The organism is uncultured Granulicatella sp. (assembly GCF_963515615.1).
Taxonomy (GTDB): domain Bacteria; phylum Bacillota; class Bacilli; order Lactobacillales; family Aerococcaceae; genus Granulicatella.
On record NZ_CAUPZT010000004.1, the window covers coordinates 1 to 22,354 of the forward strand.

Here is a 22,354-nt window from a genome sequence, read left to right on the forward strand (position 1 = left end):
GTTTATTTGTCACGCACCTACGGAGCGTGACGGACTGAAAGTCACAAACAAAAAAAGACGACCGAAGTCGTCTTAATCATTATTGAAATACATGTTGTAAGTCTTGTAGCATTAATTTAGTAGATTCTAATCCTCCACCACTTAAATACCATAAGTCAGAAGTTAAGTTTACCACTTTATTATTTTTTACAGCATTTGTAGCTTGAATTAATTCGTTTTTCATTAAGGCATCTGCTTTAGAATTATCTCCACCAATTGCTAATGTACGATTTAATACAAATAAGACATCAGGATTTAATTCGCTAACACCTTCAAAACTAATTTCTTGTCCGTGTCTACTTTCTTCAATTTTAGCATCTGTTGGACGGAATTTTAAATCTTGATATAAGAATCCAAAACGTGATTGTACGCCAAATGCAGACATTTTACCTTCGTTTAACATAATCGCTAAACTTTTTTCGCTATGTTTTTCATTTTGAGCTGCAATTGTATCAATCACTGTTTGTAATTCTTTTACTTGAGCACTTGCTTTTTGTTGAGCTTCTTCGTTAAATAAGCTCGCTAAGTTTTTTACATTTTTTTGGACAGAACCCCAATAATCTTTGCTGTCTACACTAAAGATTACAGTTGGAGCAATTTCTTTTAATTGAGGGATAAAATCTTTTGTACGAGTAGAAGCAATAATTAAGTCAGGTTGCATTGCTGCAATGGCTTCGATATCTGGTTCTTTCATACTTCCTACATTTTGTACTTTTTCTCCTAAATCTTTAATATACGTTGGTAATGGTTTTGTTGGCATTCCAACGATTGTTTCACCTTGTCCAATTGCACGTAATGTATCTGCTGACCCTAAGTCAAATGTCACAATTTTCTTTGGATTTGTTTTCACTTCAACTGTTTCTGATCCATCTGTTAATTGCACTTGTTTCACTGAGTTTTCTTGAGTTGTTGATGTCACATTTGTTGTTTTTGTACCACAAGAAGCTAATAAAAATGTTGCTCCCATAACTACGGTTGTTAATAATTTTTTCATATGTTTCTCCTACTTTACTGTAATATATTTTTTTCCTGAAACTTCTATCACTTCGATGTCAATTTCATATAATTCTGATAAGGTTTGATTCGTAACTACATCCATGGTATTGCCATGAAACTTACATTTTCCTTCTTTAAAGGCTACTAAATAATCAGAAAAGTTAATCGCCATATTTAAATCGTGCATCACAATGACCACTGTTTTATCTAGATTTTCTACCATATAACGGAGTAATTTCATTATTTCTACTGCTTGTTTTAAATCTAAATGATTTAAGGGTTCATCTAGTAAAACAATGTCTGTATCTTGAGCTAATACCATTGCGATAAAGACTCTTTGCATTTGCCCGCCTGATAACGTTTGTATCGAACGGTCCCTTAACTCTAATAAATTCGTATGTTTTAATGCTTGATCAATCATTTGATAATCAAGTGTCGATAACTTTCCTTTTGAATAAGGATAACGTCCAAAGCTAACTAACTCTTCTACTGTTAAAGATACTTGAAAAGATTGATTCTGTTTTAAAACGGATAATTCTTTTGCCAGTTCTTTGGAATTCCAAGCTTCAATTTCTTTACCCTTAATCCATAATTGACCAGAATCTTTTTGTAATAGTCGACTCATAATCGAAACTAATGTAGATTTTCCTGCTCCATTTGGCCCGATAAAAGCTGTTAACTGATTTTTTGGAATCGTTAATGAAACGGAATCGACAACTACCGTATCATATGCTTTATGAATATTTTTTAATTCCACTACGGTACCTTCCTTTCAATAACAATACAAAATATAATAATCCTCCAAACCATTCGATGACGACACTAATTGGAATGTTTAAATGGAAGAGCTTCTCAATAACAAGTTGTCCTCCAAGTAATAAAATACTTCCTAACAAAAATGCAATCGTCCACATATGTAAGTGTCGATAATCTTTAATCCATTGATACGTTACATTTGCAATCATAAATCCTAAAAATTGCATTGGACCCACCAATGTTGTAGACAGACTAGTTAGTAATACAATGACTAATAAAATCCACTTCTCTTCTCTTGCGACATTTACACCTAGTATTTGAGCTTGAACTTTCCCCAAATGAAATACATTTAACACCATGTATTTTCTCATTAAATAAATGACTGAGATTATTGTTAAAATAACTACCACAATGACTAATTCACTTTGATGATGCATTCTTTGGAAGGAGGGAAATAATTTTCCTTGCAATTTATCAAATTCATTTGGATCCATTAATACTTGAACAAATGTACTTAAACTTCTAAACAATGTTCCAAACGCTAAACAAATAAATAATAGCATTGAAAATGGAATCGACAGTAGATCATTAAATGCTCGATAAATCAAGAAGAAAAAAATCATCTGCAAGACAATTGTAAGAATTGAAATCCACAGATTTGGCGCTGTTTCCATTCCTAAACTTAATTGTCCCCAATAAACCAATGTTTGAAACAATACAAAGACACTCTCAATTCCAAGAACACCCGGTGTTAAAAATCGGTTTTGTACAATTGTTTGGAAACTAATGGTCGATATCGAAACACATAAACTAACTAATAAAATGACTAGCCATTTTATAACTCTCTTTTTAAATAAGAGGACAGAGAATTTTCCCATATTTCCGATTGGAAAAAATAAGAAAATAGCACTGATAATGAGTAATAAGCTTACTAATGTAATTGTTAATAGAAGGGTTCTTTTCTTCATCGAATGCTCCCCCTTCTTTGCAAGCTAATTCTTAAGATTTGACTAATTAATAGTCCAGCTCCAACAATCCCTAAAATCAGACTAACTGATACTTCATAAGGTGGAATGACTAATCGAGCAACAATATCGCATGCTAGAACTAGTACTGCACCTAATAGAGCTGTTTGTGGAATCGTCTTTTTTAAATCATCTCCCGATAAATATCGTACTAAGTTTGGAATAATTATTCCTATAAAAGGAAGTGAACCTACTGTTATCATCGTAACACTCGTTGTAAGTGAAACGAGTAATAGTGTTAACCATTCTAATCTCTTATAAGAAATTCCTAAATTCAAACTAATCGATTCTCCTAAATTAGCAATCGTATAAACATGTGCTAATTTCGTAGAAATAACAATAATGATCAAACCAAAGAATAACCATTCGTATTGGTGAGTTTGAATCATGGAGAAGGATCCTTGTGTCCATGACGTTAAACTTTGTACGAGATGAAATTGATACGATATCATATTGGTAAAGGCTGAAATCATTCCACTAAAAATTAATCCTACTAAAGGAATCATCCACTTCTCTTTCAATTGTAAGGATTGCTGAATCATAATAAAAACAATCGTCAGTGCAAATGAACATATAAAGGCACATAGCATTTTCTGAAATAAGCTAGGTCCATTAAAAAAGAATAAACTTAATAGTAGTCCTAATTTTGCTGCTTCAGTGGTACCAATTGTACTAGGTGCTGCAAATTCATTTTGCGTCATTGTCTGAAATTCTTATATTTGATTCGTTAGCAACGAACTCTGGCTAAACGAAGTCTATGATAAAGCTTATCTTTTACTCTTTTTCCCTATTCAAATTTTTTTATTTCTACTTTATTTAGCTTACTAAATAAGGTATAATATTCACAAGAAAACGTTATCAAATCTTAATTTAATTAATTGGAGGTTTTGTTATGATGGTTATAAATCCTCAAAGGTATAAAAATGGAGATACTTTTTATAAACTTTAATCTAAAACTCTATTGGATAAAGTGTTTAAAATCATTATGGAAAGCTTTTTCTATAAAGGAGGAATTTATATGAACGGTGTTTTAATTGTTGGAGCTGTATTTGCGTTAATTTTTATTGGATTGATTATGAATTTCAAAAAGATAGTTAGATGGATAAAAAATATTTAATATTTAGCTTCAAAGTAAAAAGGTATAAAAGCTTTGCTATTGCTCTGCTTTTATACCTTTTCTTATACAAATCTTCTATGTTTTGATTGGCTCCATTTTACGGTGATCCAGCCACTAAATGTTCCTACGATTGCTCCTGCTAGTACATCTGTTGGGTAATGAACATATAAGTACATTCTTGAAAAAGCAATGAGGCTTGCTAAAACGAAAGCCATAATCCAGTACTTTTTCAAACGAAGGAAATACAATACACTAACTACTGTAAATGAAATAGCTGTATGCCCTGATGGAAATGAATAATCTAATGGTTTTGAAATTAATAAAGAAATCGCTGAATTAACCTCATATGGACGAGTTCTTGCTACAATTGGTTTAATGAGACCATTACACAAAATTGTATTGATTACTACCGCAATAGCTAATAGAATCCCTAGTGATCTTGTTTTCTTATTCATTAACAAAACTGCAATTATCGCTAGCCAAATGAATCCAACATTTCCTAATGAAGTGATAAAAATCATGATAGAATCTACTATTGGATGATGTAATTTTTGAAATCCATCAAGAATTTGTAATTCTGTCATCTATTTGGAATCCTTTTCTTTTAATTTTTGTAATCCTAATACTAATAATAGACCTACTAAAGCTGAGATTGGTGAAAATGTTGAAAAATTCATTGCTTCTTGAGGAATTTTTAATGTTGTTGGTCCCATTACAATCGCATAAAATGAACCAATCATCATTCCAATAATGCCATAAATCATTTGACTACGATAATGTTCTAAACAATATTTAATGGCTTTAACAACAAATAAGGCTCCTGCTAATACCCCTAAACTAAAAATAGCTAAACTTGGAACATAAGCTAAGTGAAAAGTTAATACTTCTTTTACTGCAAAAACAACTGGAATATAAGCTCCAAATATTAATAATAATGTTGAACCAGAAATTCCTGGTAAAAACATTGCAGAAATTGCAATCATTCCAATAAAGAACAATTTAATGGAATCTAGAATAGAAAACTGGCTTAAATCAAAACTTCCTTTACCACTACTAGAATTTAGCCATGTAATTCCTGCAACAATAGCTACTCCGAGTAAAAGATAAAAAATCCCCACTAATGGTTTTTTCAAAGATTCTTTTTCTTCCACCATCATTAATGGAATCGCTCCTGCAATAAATCCAATAAATAATGAACTGACACCATATATATGTGATTCAAATAAGGAAGATAATACTAAAATGGCACTGACCATCCCAATTACCCAACCAATACCTAATTTTATTAAATAAGTAAAAGCTTCTTTCTTCTCCTTTGTACTTCCAAAAGCAATATCATGAATCGAACCAATAAATTGGTCATAAAATCCCATAATAAAAGCTACTGTTCCTCCAGAAACTCCAGGAACACTATCGGCTAATGCCATACAAAATCCATTTAAAATTTGACGAAACATAAGTTTCTCCTTTCATTTATAAATAAAGAGACTAGGCTACTGCCCAGTCTCCATCAATACTAGTCTAAGAAATCTTTCAATTGTTTTGAACGACTTGGATGGCGTAATTTACGAAGTGCCTTCGCTTCAATTTGACGGATTCTTTCACGAGTAACTCCAAATACTTGGCCTACTTGTTCTAATGTACGGATTTCTCCATTTTTGTCTAGACCAAAACGTAAACGTAATACATTTTCTTCACGATCCGTTAATTGTTCTAATACTTCATCTAATTGTTCTTTTAATAATGCATAAGCTGTATGTTCAGCTGGACTTGTTGCATTATCATCTTCAATAAAGTCTCCTAAATGTGAATCATCTTCTTCCCCAATTGGAGTTTCTAATGACACTGGTTCTTGAGCAATTTTTAGAATTTCTCTCACTTTTTCAGTTGGTAAATCCATTTCTGCTCCAATTTCTTCAGGAGTAGGTTCGCGTCCTAAATCTTGTAATAGTTGTCTTTGGATACGAACTAATTTATTGATGGTTTCTACCATATGAACTGGAATACGAATTGTACGTGCTTGGTCAGCAATGGCACGAGTAATTGCCTGACGAATCCACCATGTAGCATATGTTGAAAACTTAAACCCTTTTGTATGGTCAAATTTTTCAACAGCTTTCATTAATCCCATATTTCCTTCTTGAATTAAATCTAAAAACTGCATTCCACGTCCTACATAACGTTTCGCAATCGATACTACTAAACGTAAGTTTGCTTCTGCTAAATCTTGTTTTGCTTCTTGATCTCCTTGTTGAATTCTTAAAGCAAGATTCACTTCTTCATCCGCACTTAATAATGGTACTCGACCAATTTCTTTTAAATACATACGAACAGAGTCATTAATTTTTACATTTGAAGATATAGCTGTTTCATCTTCTGAGATTTCTACTTCTGCTTCTTTTGAAGATTCTGCAGATAATTGACGACTAGTTGGTCCACCATCTGTATCCACTACACTAACACCAGCATCTTCAAATTGTTGAATTAATTTATCCATTCCCTCTGCATCTAATTCATATGGAATCGCAATTTGCGCTGATAAATCATCATATAAAATTTGTCCAAACAATTTTCGTTCTGCTAATAATTTACTTGTAGCTTCTTTTAGCGTTTGACCATTTTTATTGTTTTCAACTGTCATCCACTATTCCTCCATTCATGATTTTTTTAATTGTTTCTGTATATTAATTAACTCCATCATTAACTGATTCGCTTTCGTTTTATCATTTAATAATTGAGCTTCTTTTAGTTCTTGCAAACATCTTTGATACTGTTGTTTTAAATCTTCTTTTTTAGATAAAAAATACATTAAATCATGAATCTCTTTTTCCGTACATTCTTGCGGCATTTCTAACCACTCAATCATCGACAATAAATTCCGATTTACTGTATCCGATTCATCTAAAAAATTCATAAATTCTTGAACTAGTAACTCTTCAAGATGTTGCTCACGAAAACTTTTCAACAAAATATAAAATTGTTGATAGTCCACAAAAGGAAATTCAAACTCTTCATCTTCCCTTAATAAATAACTCCATGCTTCTGGAGAATGTAACAAACGATAGAGAAGTTGTTTCTGAGAAATTTCCATTGGACTTTCCTGAGAAATTTTTACAGGAGTTGATGTCCACTCTCGTGTTGTTTGAGAAGATTGTTGTTTAAATTTTCTCTGGGCAAAATGAACTTGACTAGAAAGTAAATCAACTGAAATTCCAAACTCATCTGATAATGATTTTATCGCAAATTCACGTTCAATGGGTTTAGAAATTTTGGCTAATTCCATCGTCATTTGTTCTAAAAATTGCACTTTTTCTCGTTCAATATCTAAGCGATATTGTTTTGAAAAATATCGTTTTTTAAACTGAAAAACAGATTCTGTATGATGAGACAATTGTTCTAGATAAGCTTTGGCTCCTCGTTGTTGAATGAACTCATCTGGATCTTTTCCAGCATCTAAAGACAAGATTGAAATCGTTAGAGCAGAGTTTTCTTGTAATAATTCAATTGCCCGATTTGTTGCATCCAATCCCGCTCTATCACTATCATAGGCAATAATAATTTCATTTGCCACTCTTGATAAGATTTGAATTTGATCTTTTGTTAATGAGGTACCCATCGATGCTACCCCATTTTTTGCACCAGCTTGCCACGAAGCAATGACATCCATATATCCTTCATATAAAACGACTTGTCCTGTTTTACGAATCGATGATTTTGCTAAATCATAATTAAATAAGAATTGTCGCTTATTAAAAATAGGAGTTTCTGAACTATTTAAGTACTTTGCTTCTTGTTCATCAACTATTTCCTCATCATTGGGTAATATGCGGCCAGAAAAAGCAATCACTTTTCCTTGCTCATTTCGAAGAGGAATCATGATTCGATGATAAAAACGATCGATAAAATCATCATTTCTTGCAATGAATAATCCCGATTCTTCCATCTGTTGAGGTGTTAATGGAATTTGTTTCATCAAATTCGTCACATAAGTGCGATCTTTTAATGCAAGTCCTATTTTAAAGGTTTGAATGGTTTCTAATGTATATCCTCTATTTTGTAGATAATCTAATGCTTTTTCACCGCCACGTGTTTGTAATAACACATGTTGATAAAATTCAGCCGCTTTTTCATGCGCTGTTATGAGCGGTTGATGCGTATCTTGAACAGATGGTTTAGAAACCGAATATTTATTTTCAAATGGAATTTGTGCTAATTCTGCAACTTTTGCTACAGATTCAACAAAAGAAAGCCCTTCGATTTCTGATATAAAAGAAAAAACAGATCCTCCTCTGCCACAACTAAAACAATGATAGAGTTGCTTTTCCTCTGTTACTGAAAAAGAAGGTGTGCGCTCATCATGAAAAGGACAATGGCCAAAATAATTCTTTCCTCGTTTTTTCAAAGAAACATACTGACTAATAATATCCACAATATTTGCTTGTGATTGAATCTGATTCAGTGTTTCTTCAGGAATAACTTGACTCATAAAACTGCCTCCTTTTCCTGAAATATTAAGGAACTTCTCCGGTTTCGCCTAATATCCCTAATGATACAGGATATATAATATCATCAAATGAAAATTGTTTCAACTAATTTTACTTTTCTTTTAAAAATAAAAATAAGGGGGCAAAAAAGGGGCAAACTTTTGTCGTTTTTGCCACTTTGAGCTAGTTTTGGCAAAAAATAAAAACCCAAGAATGCGATAATACCGCGATTCTTGGGTTACAGCTAGTATAGAAAATGACTAGCCTAATTTGTTATAATATTCAACGATTAATGATTCGTCAACATCAGATGTTAACTCATCACGTAATGGTAGACGGTTTAATGAACCTTCTAATTTTTCTTCATCAAATGTAACAAATTCTGGACGTCCATATAAAGATTCTAAAGACTCTTTAATGATTGTTAAGTTACGTGATTTTTCACGAACACCAATAACATCTCCAACTTGTACTTGGAATGAAGGGATATCTACACGTTTGCCATTTACAGTGATATGTCCGTGGTTTACTAATTGACGAGATTGGCGACGAGTTGAAGCTAATCCTAAACGGTAAACTACGTTATCTAAACGTTGTTCTAGAAGGATCATGAAGTTTTCACCATGTTTACCTTCTTTAATTTTGCCAGCTTTTTTGAATAAAGTAGCAAATTGACGTTCGTTCATACCATACATATGACGTAATTTTTGTTTTTCTTGTAATTGTTGACCATACTCAGATAATTTACTACGGTTATTTGGTCCGTGTTGACCTGGTGCGTATGGACGACGAGCGATTTCTTTTCCTGTTCCTGAAAGTGAAATGCCTAAACGACGAGATAACTTCCAGCTTGGTCCAGTGTAACGTGACATTGAACATTCCTCCAATAATAAAAATTTTTTTGGAGTAAAATAATTGCGAAACAGTAGATTCGTGCAGTCTCTACTAGGGTTCACCTTTGCAGCCGTGGTTACTACCTTCCTCTTAATGGATAGGACTGTTGACGAGCTTCTCTTATTTCTGCTGCATATTTTACACAAAAATTATTGTATCAGATGTTTGAATAAAATGCAAACTATTTTATCCAATTTCTTCCCATTCCATTTGAATATTTGCACATCGATTTCCATCTTGCGAAATTAAATGATACGTTTGTCTTCTCTCTTGACTCTCTAATGTATTTTCTTCCCATAAAGTCGAACATGCAATCGTTGATTCTGGTAATACTTCTTTTTCATATTTAATCACAACTTGTTTTAACTGATGCCCCTTTAAAAAATCCATTCCTAATTCACTAAAAGCAAAATCAAAGTAACGAGCATTATTGACGTGGAGATTAGCATCAATATCATTGATTCGTATTTTATATTCTCCCGTTGTGGCATCTGAAAAATCTTTTTTAGGAATTCGAGTTGCTTTTCTCATTTCTTTTCCAATAGACATTGGATATTCCAACACAACTTCTTCATCTATTGAAACAATTTTGCGTGCCTTCATATCCAGCATAGCAAATGTCGTAATACATTCAAACAACTCTTCTCTTTCTTTTGTAAGAATGCGATATTCACGGTAAGTAAAAAATTTATTATAGCTAATCGCTTGTGTTTCAATGATAACTTCTTCATCTACTTTTGGCATGCGATGAATCTCTATTTCGTGTTGAATCACAATCCATGTATAGCCCTTTTCATAAACTAAGTTTGGATTTTGTAATTGTTGTTGTTGCTTTCTAGAAGCTAACATCATCATTCCTAAAGCTTGACTTAATAATAAATTCCCTTTCCAATCACATTCATATGGAAGAATGGTACGCTCTACTTGGCAAATTACATCAACCGTCATAGCTTCCTCCTATAAATTCCAAATATCTTGACTATCTTCATTTAATACTGATACGATTTCTCCTTTATGGAAAATAACAATCGTATCTGTTGGTAAATGCATCATATCATAAAAGTTTGGATAATTAGGGAAAATTTCATAAGCTTTTGCTCCTGATAATGGTTGAGATTCAATTTCTTGATCAACAGGTGCTACATACCATGTTTCATCATCAAAACGATGCGCATAAAAATCTTCCACATCAAATGTATGATTTGCAATAATAACCGGACTATCAAAACGGAATGGAACTAACTTTCCTAATGTTTTCGTATGTTTTCCGGCTTTAAATGTTTTTTGAACAATTTCTAAGAAATAACTACAATCTGTAATCCATTCCTCTAATTGTTTTTGTTCATAATTTGGAACGCAAACATGATACTCATTTTCAATGGAAACAACTTTAATATTTCCATAATGAATTGGAATTAATTGATTTAATTCTTCTAAATTTTCTTCAAAATAATCTTCTACAATCGTTAATAAATCTTCTGCTTCTTTTTGATAAGCCTCTTTGGTTTCTAATATAAATAATCGTTCTTGAATGGTTCTTGTAAATTTCATTTCATCACTCCTTGTTTTCTAGTATACAGTATTTAAAACATTTTTTCTTGTATCTTCCCCTCATACTAATAAATTTGTTATACTAGAGTCAATTAAGGGGGCTTAATATGAACGACCAATTATTTTATAAATTTTATCAAAAAACACCACTAGAAAGAAAAAACATTTTATCAAACTTATCTCATTTATCAGATGAAAAAAAATCAAACTTATTCAATGGATTCAACTTACCAGAGTCAGTAGCTAATCAAATGATTGAAAATCAAATCGGACTATATGACTTACCACTTGGAATAGTGCCAGAAGTAACGGTAAATGGTAAAACTTATACCGTCCCAATGGTAACAGAAGAACCTTCCGTAATTGCTGCAGCAAGTAATGGTTGTAAAATTATTCATCGTTCTGGGGGATTTACTACTACTCAAGAAAAGAGAGAAATGATTGGGGAAATTGCGATCTATGATTCTCCCTATTCTATAGAAGAAATTGAGGAAAAACTTTCAAAACAAATGGAACACTTATTTTCTATCGCTCATGAAGCTCACCCTTCTATTGTCAAACGTGGTGGAGGAATTCAAAAGATTTGGGTAGAAGAAAAACAACATCCTCATCATACATTTTATGTATTTTATGTTTCTGTTGATACTAAAGAAGCAATGGGGGCAAATATTTTAAATACGATTTTAGAAGCCTTGGTTGCTCCTATCGAAACTTTTGCAAACGGAACTTGTATTATGGCAATTTTATCGAATTTAGCAACTCATTCTGTTGTCACGACTACATGCCGTATTCCATTTGAACAATTAGGAACAAAGACGATTTCTGGAGAAGAAATTGCCAAAAGAATTGAAATTGCAAGTGAACTATCCCAAGTAGATACTTATCGAGCTGCTACTCATAATAAAGGAATTATGAATGGAATTGATGCTGTCGTTATTGCAACTGGAAATGATTGGCGAGCGATTGAAGCTGGAGCACATGCTTATGCTACCCTATCAGAAACCTATCAACCTTTTAGTAAATGGTTCATCGATGATAATAAAGAATTAGTAGGAACATTGAGTATTCCAATGCCAATTGGAACGGTCGGTGGCTCTATTGCCATTCATCCCGCTGCTCAATTTGCTCATGAATTATTGATGAATCCATCTGCTAAAGAATTAGCTTCTATTATCGCTTCTATTGGTTTAGTACAAAATTTTGCTGCATTAAAAGCATTAGTAACGGATGGCATTCAAAAAGGACATATGAACTTACAAGTAAAATCTCTTGCTTTAACAGCTGGAGCCACGGAAGAAGAAATTCCACAAATTGTACAATTATTAAAAGAACAAAAACATTTTAATTTAGAAACTGTGCAAAAAATTTTAGAAAGTATTAGATAAGTATAAAAGCCATGATATTCTCACTTGCGAATATCATGGCTTTTGTTACTACCTCAGAAAAATCTATTGTTTTAGACGTTCTCTCATTTATTCATATAAAAAAGAAAAGATTTTTCAGCGTAGCATTGGTACTAGAAGCTGTTTTTCAGCTTCTAGTACTGGAAAAATCGAGACCTTAGGCTCGATTTTTAGCCATGAGATTCGCTTTTGCGAAGCTGCTGGCGTCCATTGCTACCTCAGAAAAATCTATTTATTTATCTCTCATCTTCTGTATATTCCATCAATGTAAAGATGTCATATCCTTCGATTTTTTCACGACCTTTTAAGTCTGTTAATTCCACTAAGAATGCTAAACCAACAACTTCTCCACCTAATTTTTCAACTAATTTCGCACAAGCATCCATTGTTCCACCTGTTGCTAATAAGTCGTCACAAATTAATACTTTTTGTCCTGGTTTTACAGCATCTTTATGTAAATGTAATTCTGCAGTACCATATTCTAAATCATATTCTACAGAAACTGTTTCACGAGGTAATTTTCCTTTTTTACGTGCAGGTGCAAAACCAATTCCTAATTCATATGCAACAGGACATCCAACAATAAATCCACGAGCTTCAGGACCAACAATCATGTCAGCTCCTCTGCTTTTCGCATAATCTACGATTTGTTGTGTCGCATATTGATATGCTTTTCCATCTGCCATTAAAGGTGAAATATCTCTAAAAATAATTCCTTCTTTAGGATAGTTTGGTACACTTGCAATGTAATTTTTTAAATTCATTTTTCTTCCTCCATATTTGTCAGCCAATTTGTTAATTCTGAAAATTGACTATAGATAAATACTCTTTCGAGCCAAAGTTCTTCTTGCAATTGTTTCATTAAGTTAGACTGCATTAAATCCATTGATGTGGATTCTGGATTTAATCTTAAACAGCCGTTTTCTATTATAACAAATTTTAATTCAAAAAACACTTTTAATATCACTTTAAATTGATCTAGTGGAATTTTTAAATAATTTGCTAGTTCTCCTGTTTTTTCATTATAGGGAACATTTGAATGTGTTTTTAAATATTGATAAACAGCCACAAATCTTTCCCTTGTCGGAATTCCCATTGTCATAATAGATTTTGGCGTATATGCAATAATATATATTTTTTGCGTATAGGAATGTTTACGAAATTCTTGAATGACTTCTTTAGATTTTGGACAATCAAATAATACAATCGATTCAAAATTATCTTGCTGTTCTTCTCTCATCCATTCTTCTATTGAGAATACTTTAGAAGTTGGATCAATTCTTTCACTCACTAATGGTTTAAGTGCTTCTCTTTCAACTAAATAAGCTGCCTTCTTCACGGATAAATGATCCGGACGAATTTTATTCGTACGCCAATCAAAAATTAACGCATCTTTTACAGCAATGTCTTTTAACATTAATTGAGGCAAGCGATTTTGTTGCCATTCATTAATTTCTAAAGTTCCAATGACTTCAACTTCTACTTGAAGATTTAAGCTATCTGCCCATTCTCCTTTATTAAAGATTAAAGCTTGTAACTGTTGCTGTTCAGAGTTCAACGTTAATTTTAAATGCTGTTGTTGAGCTCCAATTTTTTGTTTCTGCCCGACTGTTACGGAACTAATTTTAAAAATTGGTTCAGTATTATTCGTTCCATATGGTTTTAATGCTTGAAGAGAATCGATAAATTCTACATTTACTTGAGAAAGTGATAATGCTTCTTCTATATTAATCACTTTTTCCTCTTCCAATAATTCAGGATGTTGTTTCGCATAGGTCTCAATAGCTTCCATAAAAGCTGGTAACATCACTGTTTCGACACTGAGTCCGGCAGCCATATGATGTCCACCAAATTTAGCTAAAGTGTCTTGACATTCCGTTAGGGCATCATAGAGATTAAACTGTGCGCAAGATCTTGCAGAACCTTTTGCCATTAATCCATCTGATTGAATCCCTAAAACAATCGTTGGCTTTTGTAATTGTTCAACGATTCGACTTGCAACAATTCCTAGCACTCCTTCATGCCAATTAGATTGAGCTAATACTAAAACTTTTTGATTCATTTGTGCTTTAGCTAATTCTAAAGCTTCTTTTGTAATATCATCTACAATTTGTTTTCTCTTAGCATTTTCTTGTTGCATTAAAGTCACAACTTCTTGGGCGACTTCATCATCAAAAGTCGTAAAGAGCGCCACACCTGGAGTCGCATCTCCTAATCTTCCAAGAGCATTTAAACAAGGACCAATTTGAAACCCTATTGTTTTCTCATCTATGGTACCAGGAGTTAATTGTAATTCTTGAAATAAGTAACTTAACCCAATTCTCTCTGTTTGATTTAATTGTTGTAAACCTAATTTTACTAAACTACGATTTTCATCCGTTAAACTAACTAGGTCTGCAATTGTTCCAATACAAGCAATTTCTGCTAGTTCAACAGGGAGTTCTCCTAATAATGCATGTGCCAATTTAAAAGCAACTCCTGCTCCAGATAAATCTCCAAAGGGATACTCACCATCTGGATGGCGAGGATGAATCACTGCATAAGCTTTAGGGAGAACAGGAGGAATCTCATGGTGATCTGTTACAATAACATCACATTGTTGACTCATTGCCCATTCAACACTTTCATGAGCCGCAATTCCACAGTCAACCGTTATAATTAAAGATACTCCTTTTTCAAGATACTCTTCAAAAACACGGATATTCGGACCATATCCATCTATAAAACGATTTGGCAAATAATATTCTACTTGTGCACCCATCATTTCTAATGTTTCGTATAATACTGCAGTACTAGTAATACCGTCAGCATCATAGTCCCCGAATATTAAAATACTTTCATCCGTTTCAATCGCTTGTTGAATCCGTTGAATCGCTTTTTCCATATCATACATTAAATATGGATCATGCCATAATGTCGGTGAAGATGATAGAAATTCTTGAATTTGTTCCTCAGTTTGATATCCTCTTCTCCTACAAATTTGAACCAATAAAGGAGAAAGTCCTAATGTTTTCGCAATTTCTTTTGAACTTTCTTCTATTTCTTTATTGACCAAATCCCATTTAGCATTTGCAAAAGACATCCTATCACCTCCAGAACTTATTTTTTATTAAATAATTTTAAAATACTAAAGTCTCCAATTTTTGGGAAACAGAAGTTTAATTTTGCTGCAAGATTCATACTATACGGTACATTCACTTCTCTTTTTTGAAGTTTCATTCCTCGAACTATTTTTCTTGCAACTTCCTCACTTGTTAAAACATATAGAGATACACTTGCTAAATATTTTCCTGTTGGTTCTGCTTTTTCAAAAAATTGAGTAGCAATTGGTCCAGGATTGACCGTCATTACATGAATGCCTTGTTCTTTTAATTCTAAACGCAAAGCGTTAGAATAACCTAACACTCCAAATTTTGAAGCTGAATAAACCGAAGTTTTTGGAGTTGCTGTTTTCCCTGCTTGAGAAGCAATTTGTACAAACATTCCTGATTTTTTCTTGATAAATTTTGGAAGATAATGTTGCGTCGTTTGAATTAAAGTATATAAATTCAATTGTAACATCTCTTCAATTTCTTCTTTTGATAAATCAACGGCTTGTTTTAAATAGCCTCTTCCTGCATTATTAATGACTATGTCTACATCAATAGACTTTATTTTTTCTAATAACAATTCTACTTCAGTTGCTTTTGATAAATCACAGGGATAGTAATAAACTGGTTGATTCGTCCATTGTTGGCATGTATTGGCTACTTGTTTTAAGACTTCTTCACGTCTTGCCACTAATATTAAACCGGCTTGTTGTTTGGCACATTCATAAGCTAATTGTTCGCCTAAGCCTCCACTAGCTCCTGTAATCAATACCATTTTCCCATTTATTGAAAACTGTTCACGTTTTACCATATTAATTTCTTCCAATCGTAAATGTATCAAAATCTTTGACTACTTTTGTTTGTGGGAAAACTTTACGAGCTTCCTGTTCTAATTGACTCACTTGATGCCCTAAATAACGCGCACTAATATGAGTTAAATATAATTGTTGAACATTCGCTTCTAAAGCAATCGTTGCCGCTTGTTTACTGGTTGAATGGAAATGTTGACGAGCAGTTTTTTCTTTATCTGCTTCATAAGTAGCTTCATGAACGAGAACATTAGCATTTTGCGCTAAAGTAATACTTTTCGGAGTAAATCTTGTATCTCCACAAATGACTACGATACGTCCTTTAATATCTTCACTGACATAGTCTTTTCCATCAATTACACGACCATCTTCTAATGTGACCACTTCCCCACGTTTTAATCGACCAAAAACAGGACCAAATGGCACTCCTAGCGCTTTTAATTCATCTGCTTTTAATTCACCAATTTGGTCAGCTTCTGTGATTCGAAATCCATAAGAAGGAATACCATGTTCTAACTTCATCGCTTCTACTTTAAATTGTTGATCCGAAAACAATACTCCATCCTCTTCAAATTCAATCACTTTCAATGGATAGCTAAGTTTAGAATATGAAACTGAAATACTTGCATCAATAAAACGTTTAATACCTTTTGGCCCATAAACGATTAATTCATCTTCTCCACCTTGGAATGAGCGACTCGTTAACAAACCTGGTAATCCAAAAATATGATCTCCATGAAGATGCGTAATAAATATTTTTTTAATTTTTCCTGGTCGAATGGTTGTGTTTAAAATTTGTTGTTGCGTTGCTTCTCCACAATCAAATAACCAGATTTCATTTCTTTCATCTAATAGTTTCAAAGCGATTGACGAAACATTTCTCATTTTGGCTGGAACTCCAGCACCTGTACCTAAAAATTGTAATTCCATACTTGCTCCTAACTACCTCTTAATGTTTGATAAATCATTTTAGCAATCCATAATCCTTGTTGATGGGCTCCAGTAGTATTAACAATTGATGCTTTTTCATAGAACCAATCTGGATGTGTACTTGCTTCAGTTTTCCAATCAATATAATAAACATTTGAATATTTATCGGCTAATTGATTCGCAATTTGATTAATTTCACGTTGCCATGTACGATTAATCGTATTTGACACTAAAAATATTTGTTTATCCATTCCAATATTTTTTAAAACAGCATCTAATTGTCCCTTCGTATAAGCTCCATTACTTCCAACCATTAATACAATGATATCTCCCAATTGTTTTTGTTGTTTCAATTGATCAATCATTCCACCGAGTTCAAACACTTGAAGATCTCGATTGGCACTAATCACGGCATTGGGATATAATGTTGGAATTTCTTGAGCCATCGCTAATAACATCGTATCACCAATAAAAGTAATAGAACTATTCGAACTAAATACCGTTTCTTCTCGACTTAGTCCTTGAATATTATTAATCGTTTTAACGGTTTTTTTATCAGTATTTCGAGTATTTTTTGATAAAGATTCACTAGCTAATAATACTTCTTGTAAAGCTGATTCTTGAGCAGATAATCTTGGACTTGCTTGAATAAATCCAATTACTAAAATCATGACAATCGAAATATAATACACTACTTTTACTGTTCTTCGTGTTGAATGACTCCACTGTGATGTTAATCGTTGCATAACTTTAGTGAATTTTCCTCTTTCAAATAATTGATACCAAAGTTCTCCTAAAATAACTAATAACACAATTTCTACCAATCTATGTAAAACTGGGGTAGAACTAGTATCCCCAATCTTAGCTTGGTATAAAACCGATAATGGTAAGTACCATAAATAATAAGAAAGACTTCTTCTACCGATTACCGTTAAAGGTTTTAAACGAAAGAATAAAGAGGTCACTGATTTAGGATGTAGGGAAATCATCATTAAAACTGCTACAATGACATCAAAAATAAACATGCCGCCTCTGAATGTGATAGAGCTATGTTCTTTCATTGTAAATAAGAATAAAATTAATAATCCAATTGGTACAAAACGAATCGCTGATTCATAGCGATATTTTTGTGTATACTCTCCATAAAATTTTTGAATCGGAAATAATAAGGCTACAACTGCTCCCATTAAAACAGAAAAAGCACGTGTATCCGTTCCAAACAATATTCTTAAGAAATTAGCATTTGAAACATCTTTTGCCATCATTAATAATACAGAGGCCACTAACAGTACAATGACAACCTTTTGTAACACTTGATGTTTTTTAATCATCACACTTAAAAATACAAATAAAATTGGCCATAATAAATAATATTGAACCGCTAATGACATGTACCATAAATGAGAAAATGGCGATTGCGTTAATACCGTTATCGCATGATCATTTTCCTGAATAATTTGCCACCAGTTATTCATAAAGAATAAATTGGAAACCATTGTACTTCTTAAATTCACTAAGAGTTCCCTTTGAAATAGTAGTAAATAGAAAATTACTGCTATAATCATCGCAAAAGTCGGGACAATAATTCGTTTTAATCTTCGTGTTAAAAATGACTTTAACGGTACTTTTCCATTTTTCATTAATGAATCCATTAGACTAGCGGTCATAAAATAACCTGACAATAATAAAAAGATATTTAAACCTAGAAATCCACCTGGAATACGGTAAGCCATCATTTGATGGCCTACGATACTCATAATCGCAATGGCTCTTAATCCATCAAAAGCTGCGATATACTCTCGTTTTTCAATTTCAGTTCTATCAATCATGACATCACCTAATCGACAAACTCAAAGACAAATTTACGAATTCTAACCATATCACCGTTTTCAGCACCTTGACTACGTAAGGCAGCATCGACACCCATTCCACGTAATTGACGTGAAAAACGCATCACAGATTCATCATGTTCCATATTCGTCATTAAGAATAATTTTTCTAGTTTTTCTCCATATAATACCCATGTACCATCAGGATCTCTTGTAATATCAAATGGACGTTCTTCTTCTTCCAACCCATAAACCATATGAGTTTGAGCTTCTTGTACTTCATCTAATGGGAAGAATTCTGTTTCTTCTAATATTTCTGCTGTTCTTGCTAGTAGTGCTTGTAAGCCATCTTTACGATAAGCAGAAATCGGGAAAATTTCAGGCATTTCTTGACCATCTGGTAAGTTTTCTTGTAAATCTTTTTTAAATTGTTCTAATAATTCTTCAGACTGTGGTTGATCCATTTTATTTGCCACAATAATCATTGGACGTTCTAATAACCTTAAATGATAAGAGCCTAGTTCTTGCATAATCACTTGATAATCTTCGTAAGGATTTCTTCCTTCCATTGAAGCCATATCAATGACATGTAGTAATACTTTTGTACGTTCAATATGTTTTAAGAAGTGGATTCCTAAACCAACACCCATATGAGCTCCTTCGATTAACCCAGGAAGGTCGGCTACAACAAATTGCTCACCATTTGGAGCTTGTGTCATCCCTAATTGTGGATTTAAAGTTGTAAAATGATAATCCGCAATTTTTGGTTTTGCGCTAGAAATTACCGATAATAAAGTTGATTTTCCTACAGATGGGAATCCAACTAAACCGACATCTGCTAATACTTTTAATTCTAATTCAATTTCAAATTCTTCTCCTGGTTCTCCATTTTCAGCAATATCTGGAGCCGGATTTTTATGAGTAGCAAAGCGAATATTTCCACGGCCTCCACGACCACCCTTTGCTACGACTACTTCTTGATCTACTTCTACTAAGTCTGCAATCAATTCTTTTGTTTGAGCATTACGAACAATCGTTCCAGCAGGTACTTTAACAATTAAGTCATCTGCTCCACGACCATACATACTTTTACTCATCCCATTTTCACCAGGTTTTGCTTTGAAATGACGTTTGTGACGGAAATCTAATAACGTTCTAAGTCCTGAATCGACTTTAAAAATGACACTACCGCCTCGTCCACCATCTCCACCAGCAGGACCTCCATCTGGGACGTATTTTTCTCTTCTAAATGCTACCATACCGTTACCACCGTCTCCGGCTTTCACCCATATCGTCGCACGATCATAAAAAACTGCCATTAGGATTTACTCCTTTCTTATTTTATTGACTATTTAACAATTAACTCTGTGAAGTCAGCAAACTCTAAAATCATTAGTGCTAATTCACGTAAGAAACGTAAACGATTTGTACGAATTTCTTCATTATCAACCATGACCATATTTTCATTAAAAAATTCATGAATTTTTGGAGTAATCGATGCAAATGCTGCAAATTTTTCTTGAGCTGAATAGTTCTCAAAGTCTTTTCTTAAAGTAGCAATTGATTCTACTAATTGACGTTCACTTTCTGTCTCAACTTTATCTATTGAGTATTCTGAAGAATGACGAGCTTCTGAAAATCCTTTTGCACTAATATTAATCACTCGGTTTAATGCTTCAGTAATATCTTTGATTGCTGTATTAGATACTTCTTTTTCTAACACAGCTACAGCTTTCATTTGTTCTGGTACACTCTTAGAGTTAGAATTCAATACCGCTTCAATAATATCATGACGTTTTGTTACTGTAGTCATTCTTTGAGCAAGTCTTTCACGAATAAATCCTAAAACGAATGCTTGTACATCTTCTTTTTTATCTTCTAAAAATTCTGCATAATCTAAGCCTAATAATAATTTTGCAAATTCTTCAATTTCTAAATGCCAATCAAAAGCTTCGACAATTTGCACTAAGCCCATTACTTGACGACGTAATGCATAAGGGTCATTTGAACCTGTTGGTAACATACCAGCAGCTGTAAAGCTTAAGAATGTATCTAATTTATCTGCAATCGCTAATAATGCTCCTGGTACTGATGAAGGTAGTTCACCATCAGCACTAATTGGCATATAATGTTCACGAATTGCTCTAGCTACTTCTGGAGTTTCTCCATAATTTTTCGCGTAAATTTCCCCCATAATTCCTTGTAATTCAGGGAATTCACCAACCATATTTGTTACTAGGTCAAATTTGTAAATGGCAGCTGCACGTTGTGCAGTTTGAATATCTTTGGCATCCACATTTAATTCACTTGCAATACGCCCTACTAATAATTGAACACGATTCATTTTTTCAGTCATTGAACCAATTTTCGCATGGAAGTTTAATGTTTCTAATTTCTTCAAGAATGCTGTCATTGGAACTTTTTTATCTTCTTCATAGAAGAATAAAGCATCTTCTAGACGAGCTGTTAATACTTTTTGATTTCCTTTTGCCACATTTTCAATCATGTAGTCATTTCCGTTACGTGCAGAAATGAAATAAGGTTGTAATTCACCTTTTGCATTGTATACTACAAAATAACGTTGATGTTCTTTCATAGAAGTTACTAATACTGGTTCTGGAACTACTAAATATTTTTCATCAAATGTTCCAGCAAAAGCTGTTGGATATTCTAAAATAGAGCTTACTTCTTCTAATAATTCTTCATCAATTGGAACTGTCCAAGCATTTTTAGCGGCTAACTCTTCAATTTGTTTACGAACTAATGCTTTTCTTTCATCTTGATTCACAATAACAAATTGTTCAGCTAAAGCTTTTTCATATTGTTCTGGTTTTGCAATCTCAGTATCTTTTCCTAAGAAACGATGTCCTCTTGAAACACGTCCAGCTTTTACATCTAATACTTGAATTTCTTCAATGACTTCTTCTCCATATAAAGCAACAATCCAGTGAATTGGACGTAAATATTCAAACGTATGAGCAGCCCAACGCATTGTAACTGGGAATTTCATATCGGTAATAACTGAAGATAATTTCTTAACAACTTCTTTTGTTGATTTACCTTGTAATAATTGTTTCACGTGGATATATTCTACATCTTTAATTGTTTCTACGTAAATATCGTCTGTTGTTAAACCTTTTCCACGAACAAATCCTTCAGCAGCTTTTGTCCATGCGCCATCTTTTTGTGCGATTGCTAAAGATGGACCTTTAAAAATTTCAACACGATCTTCTTGTTCTTCTTCTAATCCATTTACACGAACAGCTAATCTTCTTGGTGTTGCAAAAGCTTCTACAGATTCAAATGCTAAGTTTTCTTGTTTGAAAAAGTCTTCCACACGAGTCGCTAATTGTTCTGAACTTGTACGAACATATTGCGCTGGTAATTCTTCTAAACCAATTTCTAATAATAATGATTTTGTCATAATTGTCC

The 22,354-nt window shown here is 33.0% G+C and carries 19 protein-coding genes; 1 reads left to right on the forward strand and 18 read right to left on the reverse strand.

Annotated features, from left to right (window positions below; translation table 11 throughout):
• Positions 1-79: 79 nt before the first annotated feature.
• The 11 genes from RYL55_RS01445 to RYL55_RS01495 all read right to left on the reverse strand — a co-directional run bounded on the left by RYL55_RS01445 (position 80) and on the right by RYL55_RS01495 (position 10,862).
• Positions 80-1,033 (reverse strand): ABC transporter substrate-binding protein, encoded by a 954-nt coding sequence (locus tag RYL55_RS01445; RefSeq protein ID WP_315006646.1) that lies wholly within the window; start codon positions 1,031-1,033, stop codon positions 80-82.
• Between the two features lie 9 nt (positions 1,034-1,042).
• The gene (locus RYL55_RS01450) at positions 1,043-1,792 is read right to left on the reverse strand and encodes an ATP-binding cassette domain-containing protein (protein WP_315006648.1); all 750 of its coding nucleotides are present in this window, start codon (positions 1,790-1,792) and stop codon (positions 1,043-1,045) included.
• Positions 1,770-2,759, reverse strand: a complete 990-nt coding sequence (locus tag RYL55_RS01455) for an iron chelate uptake ABC transporter family permease subunit (RefSeq protein ID WP_315006650.1) — start codon at positions 2,757-2,759, stop codon at positions 1,770-1,772. Before RYL55_RS01455 ends, RYL55_RS01450 begins: the two co-directional genes overlap by 23 nt.
• Positions 2,756-3,517 (reverse strand): iron chelate uptake ABC transporter family permease subunit, encoded by a 762-nt coding sequence (locus RYL55_RS01460; RefSeq protein ID WP_315006651.1) that lies wholly within the window; start codon positions 3,515-3,517, stop codon positions 2,756-2,758. Before RYL55_RS01460 ends, RYL55_RS01455 begins: the two co-directional genes overlap by 4 nt.
• Before the next feature lie 478 nt (positions 3,518-3,995).
• Positions 3,996-4,517 carry a phosphatase PAP2 family protein gene (locus RYL55_RS01465; protein ID WP_315006654.1) on the reverse strand — a complete coding sequence of 174 codons (522 nt, stop codon included), beginning with the start codon at positions 4,515-4,517 and terminating at the stop codon, positions 3,996-3,998.
• A complete protein-coding gene (locus tag RYL55_RS01470; protein ID WP_315006655.1) occupies positions 4,518-5,390 on the reverse strand; it encodes a DUF368 domain-containing protein in 873 nt (290 codons plus the stop codon). It abuts the gene before it with no gap.
• 59 nt (positions 5,391-5,449) lie between these two features.
• Positions 5,450-6,574, reverse strand: coding sequence for an RNA polymerase sigma factor RpoD (gene rpoD / locus RYL55_RS01475; protein ID WP_314110910.1), 1,125 nt, complete (start codon positions 6,572-6,574; stop codon positions 5,450-5,452).
• Between the two features lie 15 nt (positions 6,575-6,589).
• The gene (gene dnaG / locus RYL55_RS01480; RefSeq protein WP_315006656.1) at positions 6,590-8,419 is read right to left on the reverse strand and encodes a DNA primase; all 1,830 of its coding nucleotides are present in this window, start codon (positions 8,417-8,419) and stop codon (positions 6,590-6,592) included.
• 258 nt (positions 8,420-8,677) lie between these two features.
• Complete coding sequence (gene rpsD / locus RYL55_RS01485) at positions 8,678-9,289, reverse strand: 30S ribosomal protein S4 (protein ID WP_315006658.1); 612 nt, start codon at positions 9,287-9,289, stop codon at positions 8,678-8,680.
• Positions 9,290-9,497: 208 nt separating this feature from the next.
• A complete protein-coding gene (locus tag RYL55_RS01490) occupies positions 9,498-10,259 on the reverse strand; it encodes an acyl-ACP thioesterase domain-containing protein (protein ID WP_315006660.1) in 762 nt (253 codons plus the stop codon).
• A 9-nt stretch (positions 10,260-10,268) separates the two neighbouring features.
• Positions 10,269-10,862 (reverse strand): hypothetical protein, encoded by a 594-nt coding sequence (locus RYL55_RS01495; RefSeq protein ID WP_315006662.1) that lies wholly within the window; start codon positions 10,860-10,862, stop codon positions 10,269-10,271.
• 107 nt (positions 10,863-10,969) lie between these two features.
• Here RYL55_RS01495 and RYL55_RS01500 point away from each other — a divergent pair, with 107 nt between their 5' ends.
• Positions 10,970-12,247, forward strand: coding sequence for a hydroxymethylglutaryl-CoA reductase, degradative (locus RYL55_RS01500; protein ID WP_315006664.1), 1,278 nt, complete (start codon positions 10,970-10,972; stop codon positions 12,245-12,247).
• 254 nt (positions 12,248-12,501) lie between these two features.
• On the opposite strand, the gene RYL55_RS01505 is transcribed toward RYL55_RS01500, so the two are convergent.
• The 7 genes from RYL55_RS01505 to glyS are packed head-to-tail and all read right to left on the reverse strand — an operon-like array spanning position 12,502 to position 22,346.
• Complete coding sequence (locus RYL55_RS01505; RefSeq protein WP_006702792.1) at positions 12,502-13,029, reverse strand: adenine phosphoribosyltransferase; 528 nt, start codon at positions 13,027-13,029, stop codon at positions 12,502-12,504.
• On the reverse strand, positions 13,026-15,347 hold the full coding sequence (gene recJ / locus RYL55_RS01510; RefSeq protein ID WP_315006666.1) for a single-stranded-DNA-specific exonuclease RecJ: 2,322 nt from the start codon (positions 15,345-15,347) through the stop codon (positions 13,026-13,028). Before recJ ends, RYL55_RS01505 begins: the two co-directional genes overlap by 4 nt.
• A gap of 17 nt (positions 15,348-15,364) precedes the next feature.
• On the reverse strand, positions 15,365-16,165 hold the full coding sequence (locus tag RYL55_RS01515; protein ID WP_315006668.1) for an SDR family oxidoreductase: 801 nt from the start codon (positions 16,163-16,165) through the stop codon (positions 15,365-15,367).
• A gap of 1 nt (position 16,166) precedes the next feature.
• Complete coding sequence (gene rnz / locus RYL55_RS01520) at positions 16,167-17,093, reverse strand: ribonuclease Z (protein WP_315006670.1); 927 nt, start codon at positions 17,091-17,093, stop codon at positions 16,167-16,169.
• A gap of 8 nt (positions 17,094-17,101) precedes the next feature.
• Positions 17,102-18,922: an acyltransferase family protein gene (locus RYL55_RS01525; RefSeq protein ID WP_315006672.1), complete on the reverse strand. Its 1,821-nt coding sequence runs from the start codon at positions 18,920-18,922 to the stop codon at positions 17,102-17,104.
• A gap of 8 nt (positions 18,923-18,930) precedes the next feature.
• Complete coding sequence (obgE, locus tag RYL55_RS01530; protein ID WP_006702797.1) at positions 18,931-20,241, reverse strand: GTPase ObgE; 1,311 nt, start codon at positions 20,239-20,241, stop codon at positions 18,931-18,933.
• 29 nt (positions 20,242-20,270) lie between these two features.
• Positions 20,271-22,346 carry a glycine--tRNA ligase subunit beta gene (gene glyS / locus RYL55_RS01535; protein WP_315006674.1) on the reverse strand — a complete coding sequence of 692 codons (2,076 nt, stop codon included), beginning with the start codon at positions 22,344-22,346 and terminating at the stop codon, positions 20,271-20,273.
• Positions 22,347-22,354 lie beyond the last annotated feature (8 nt).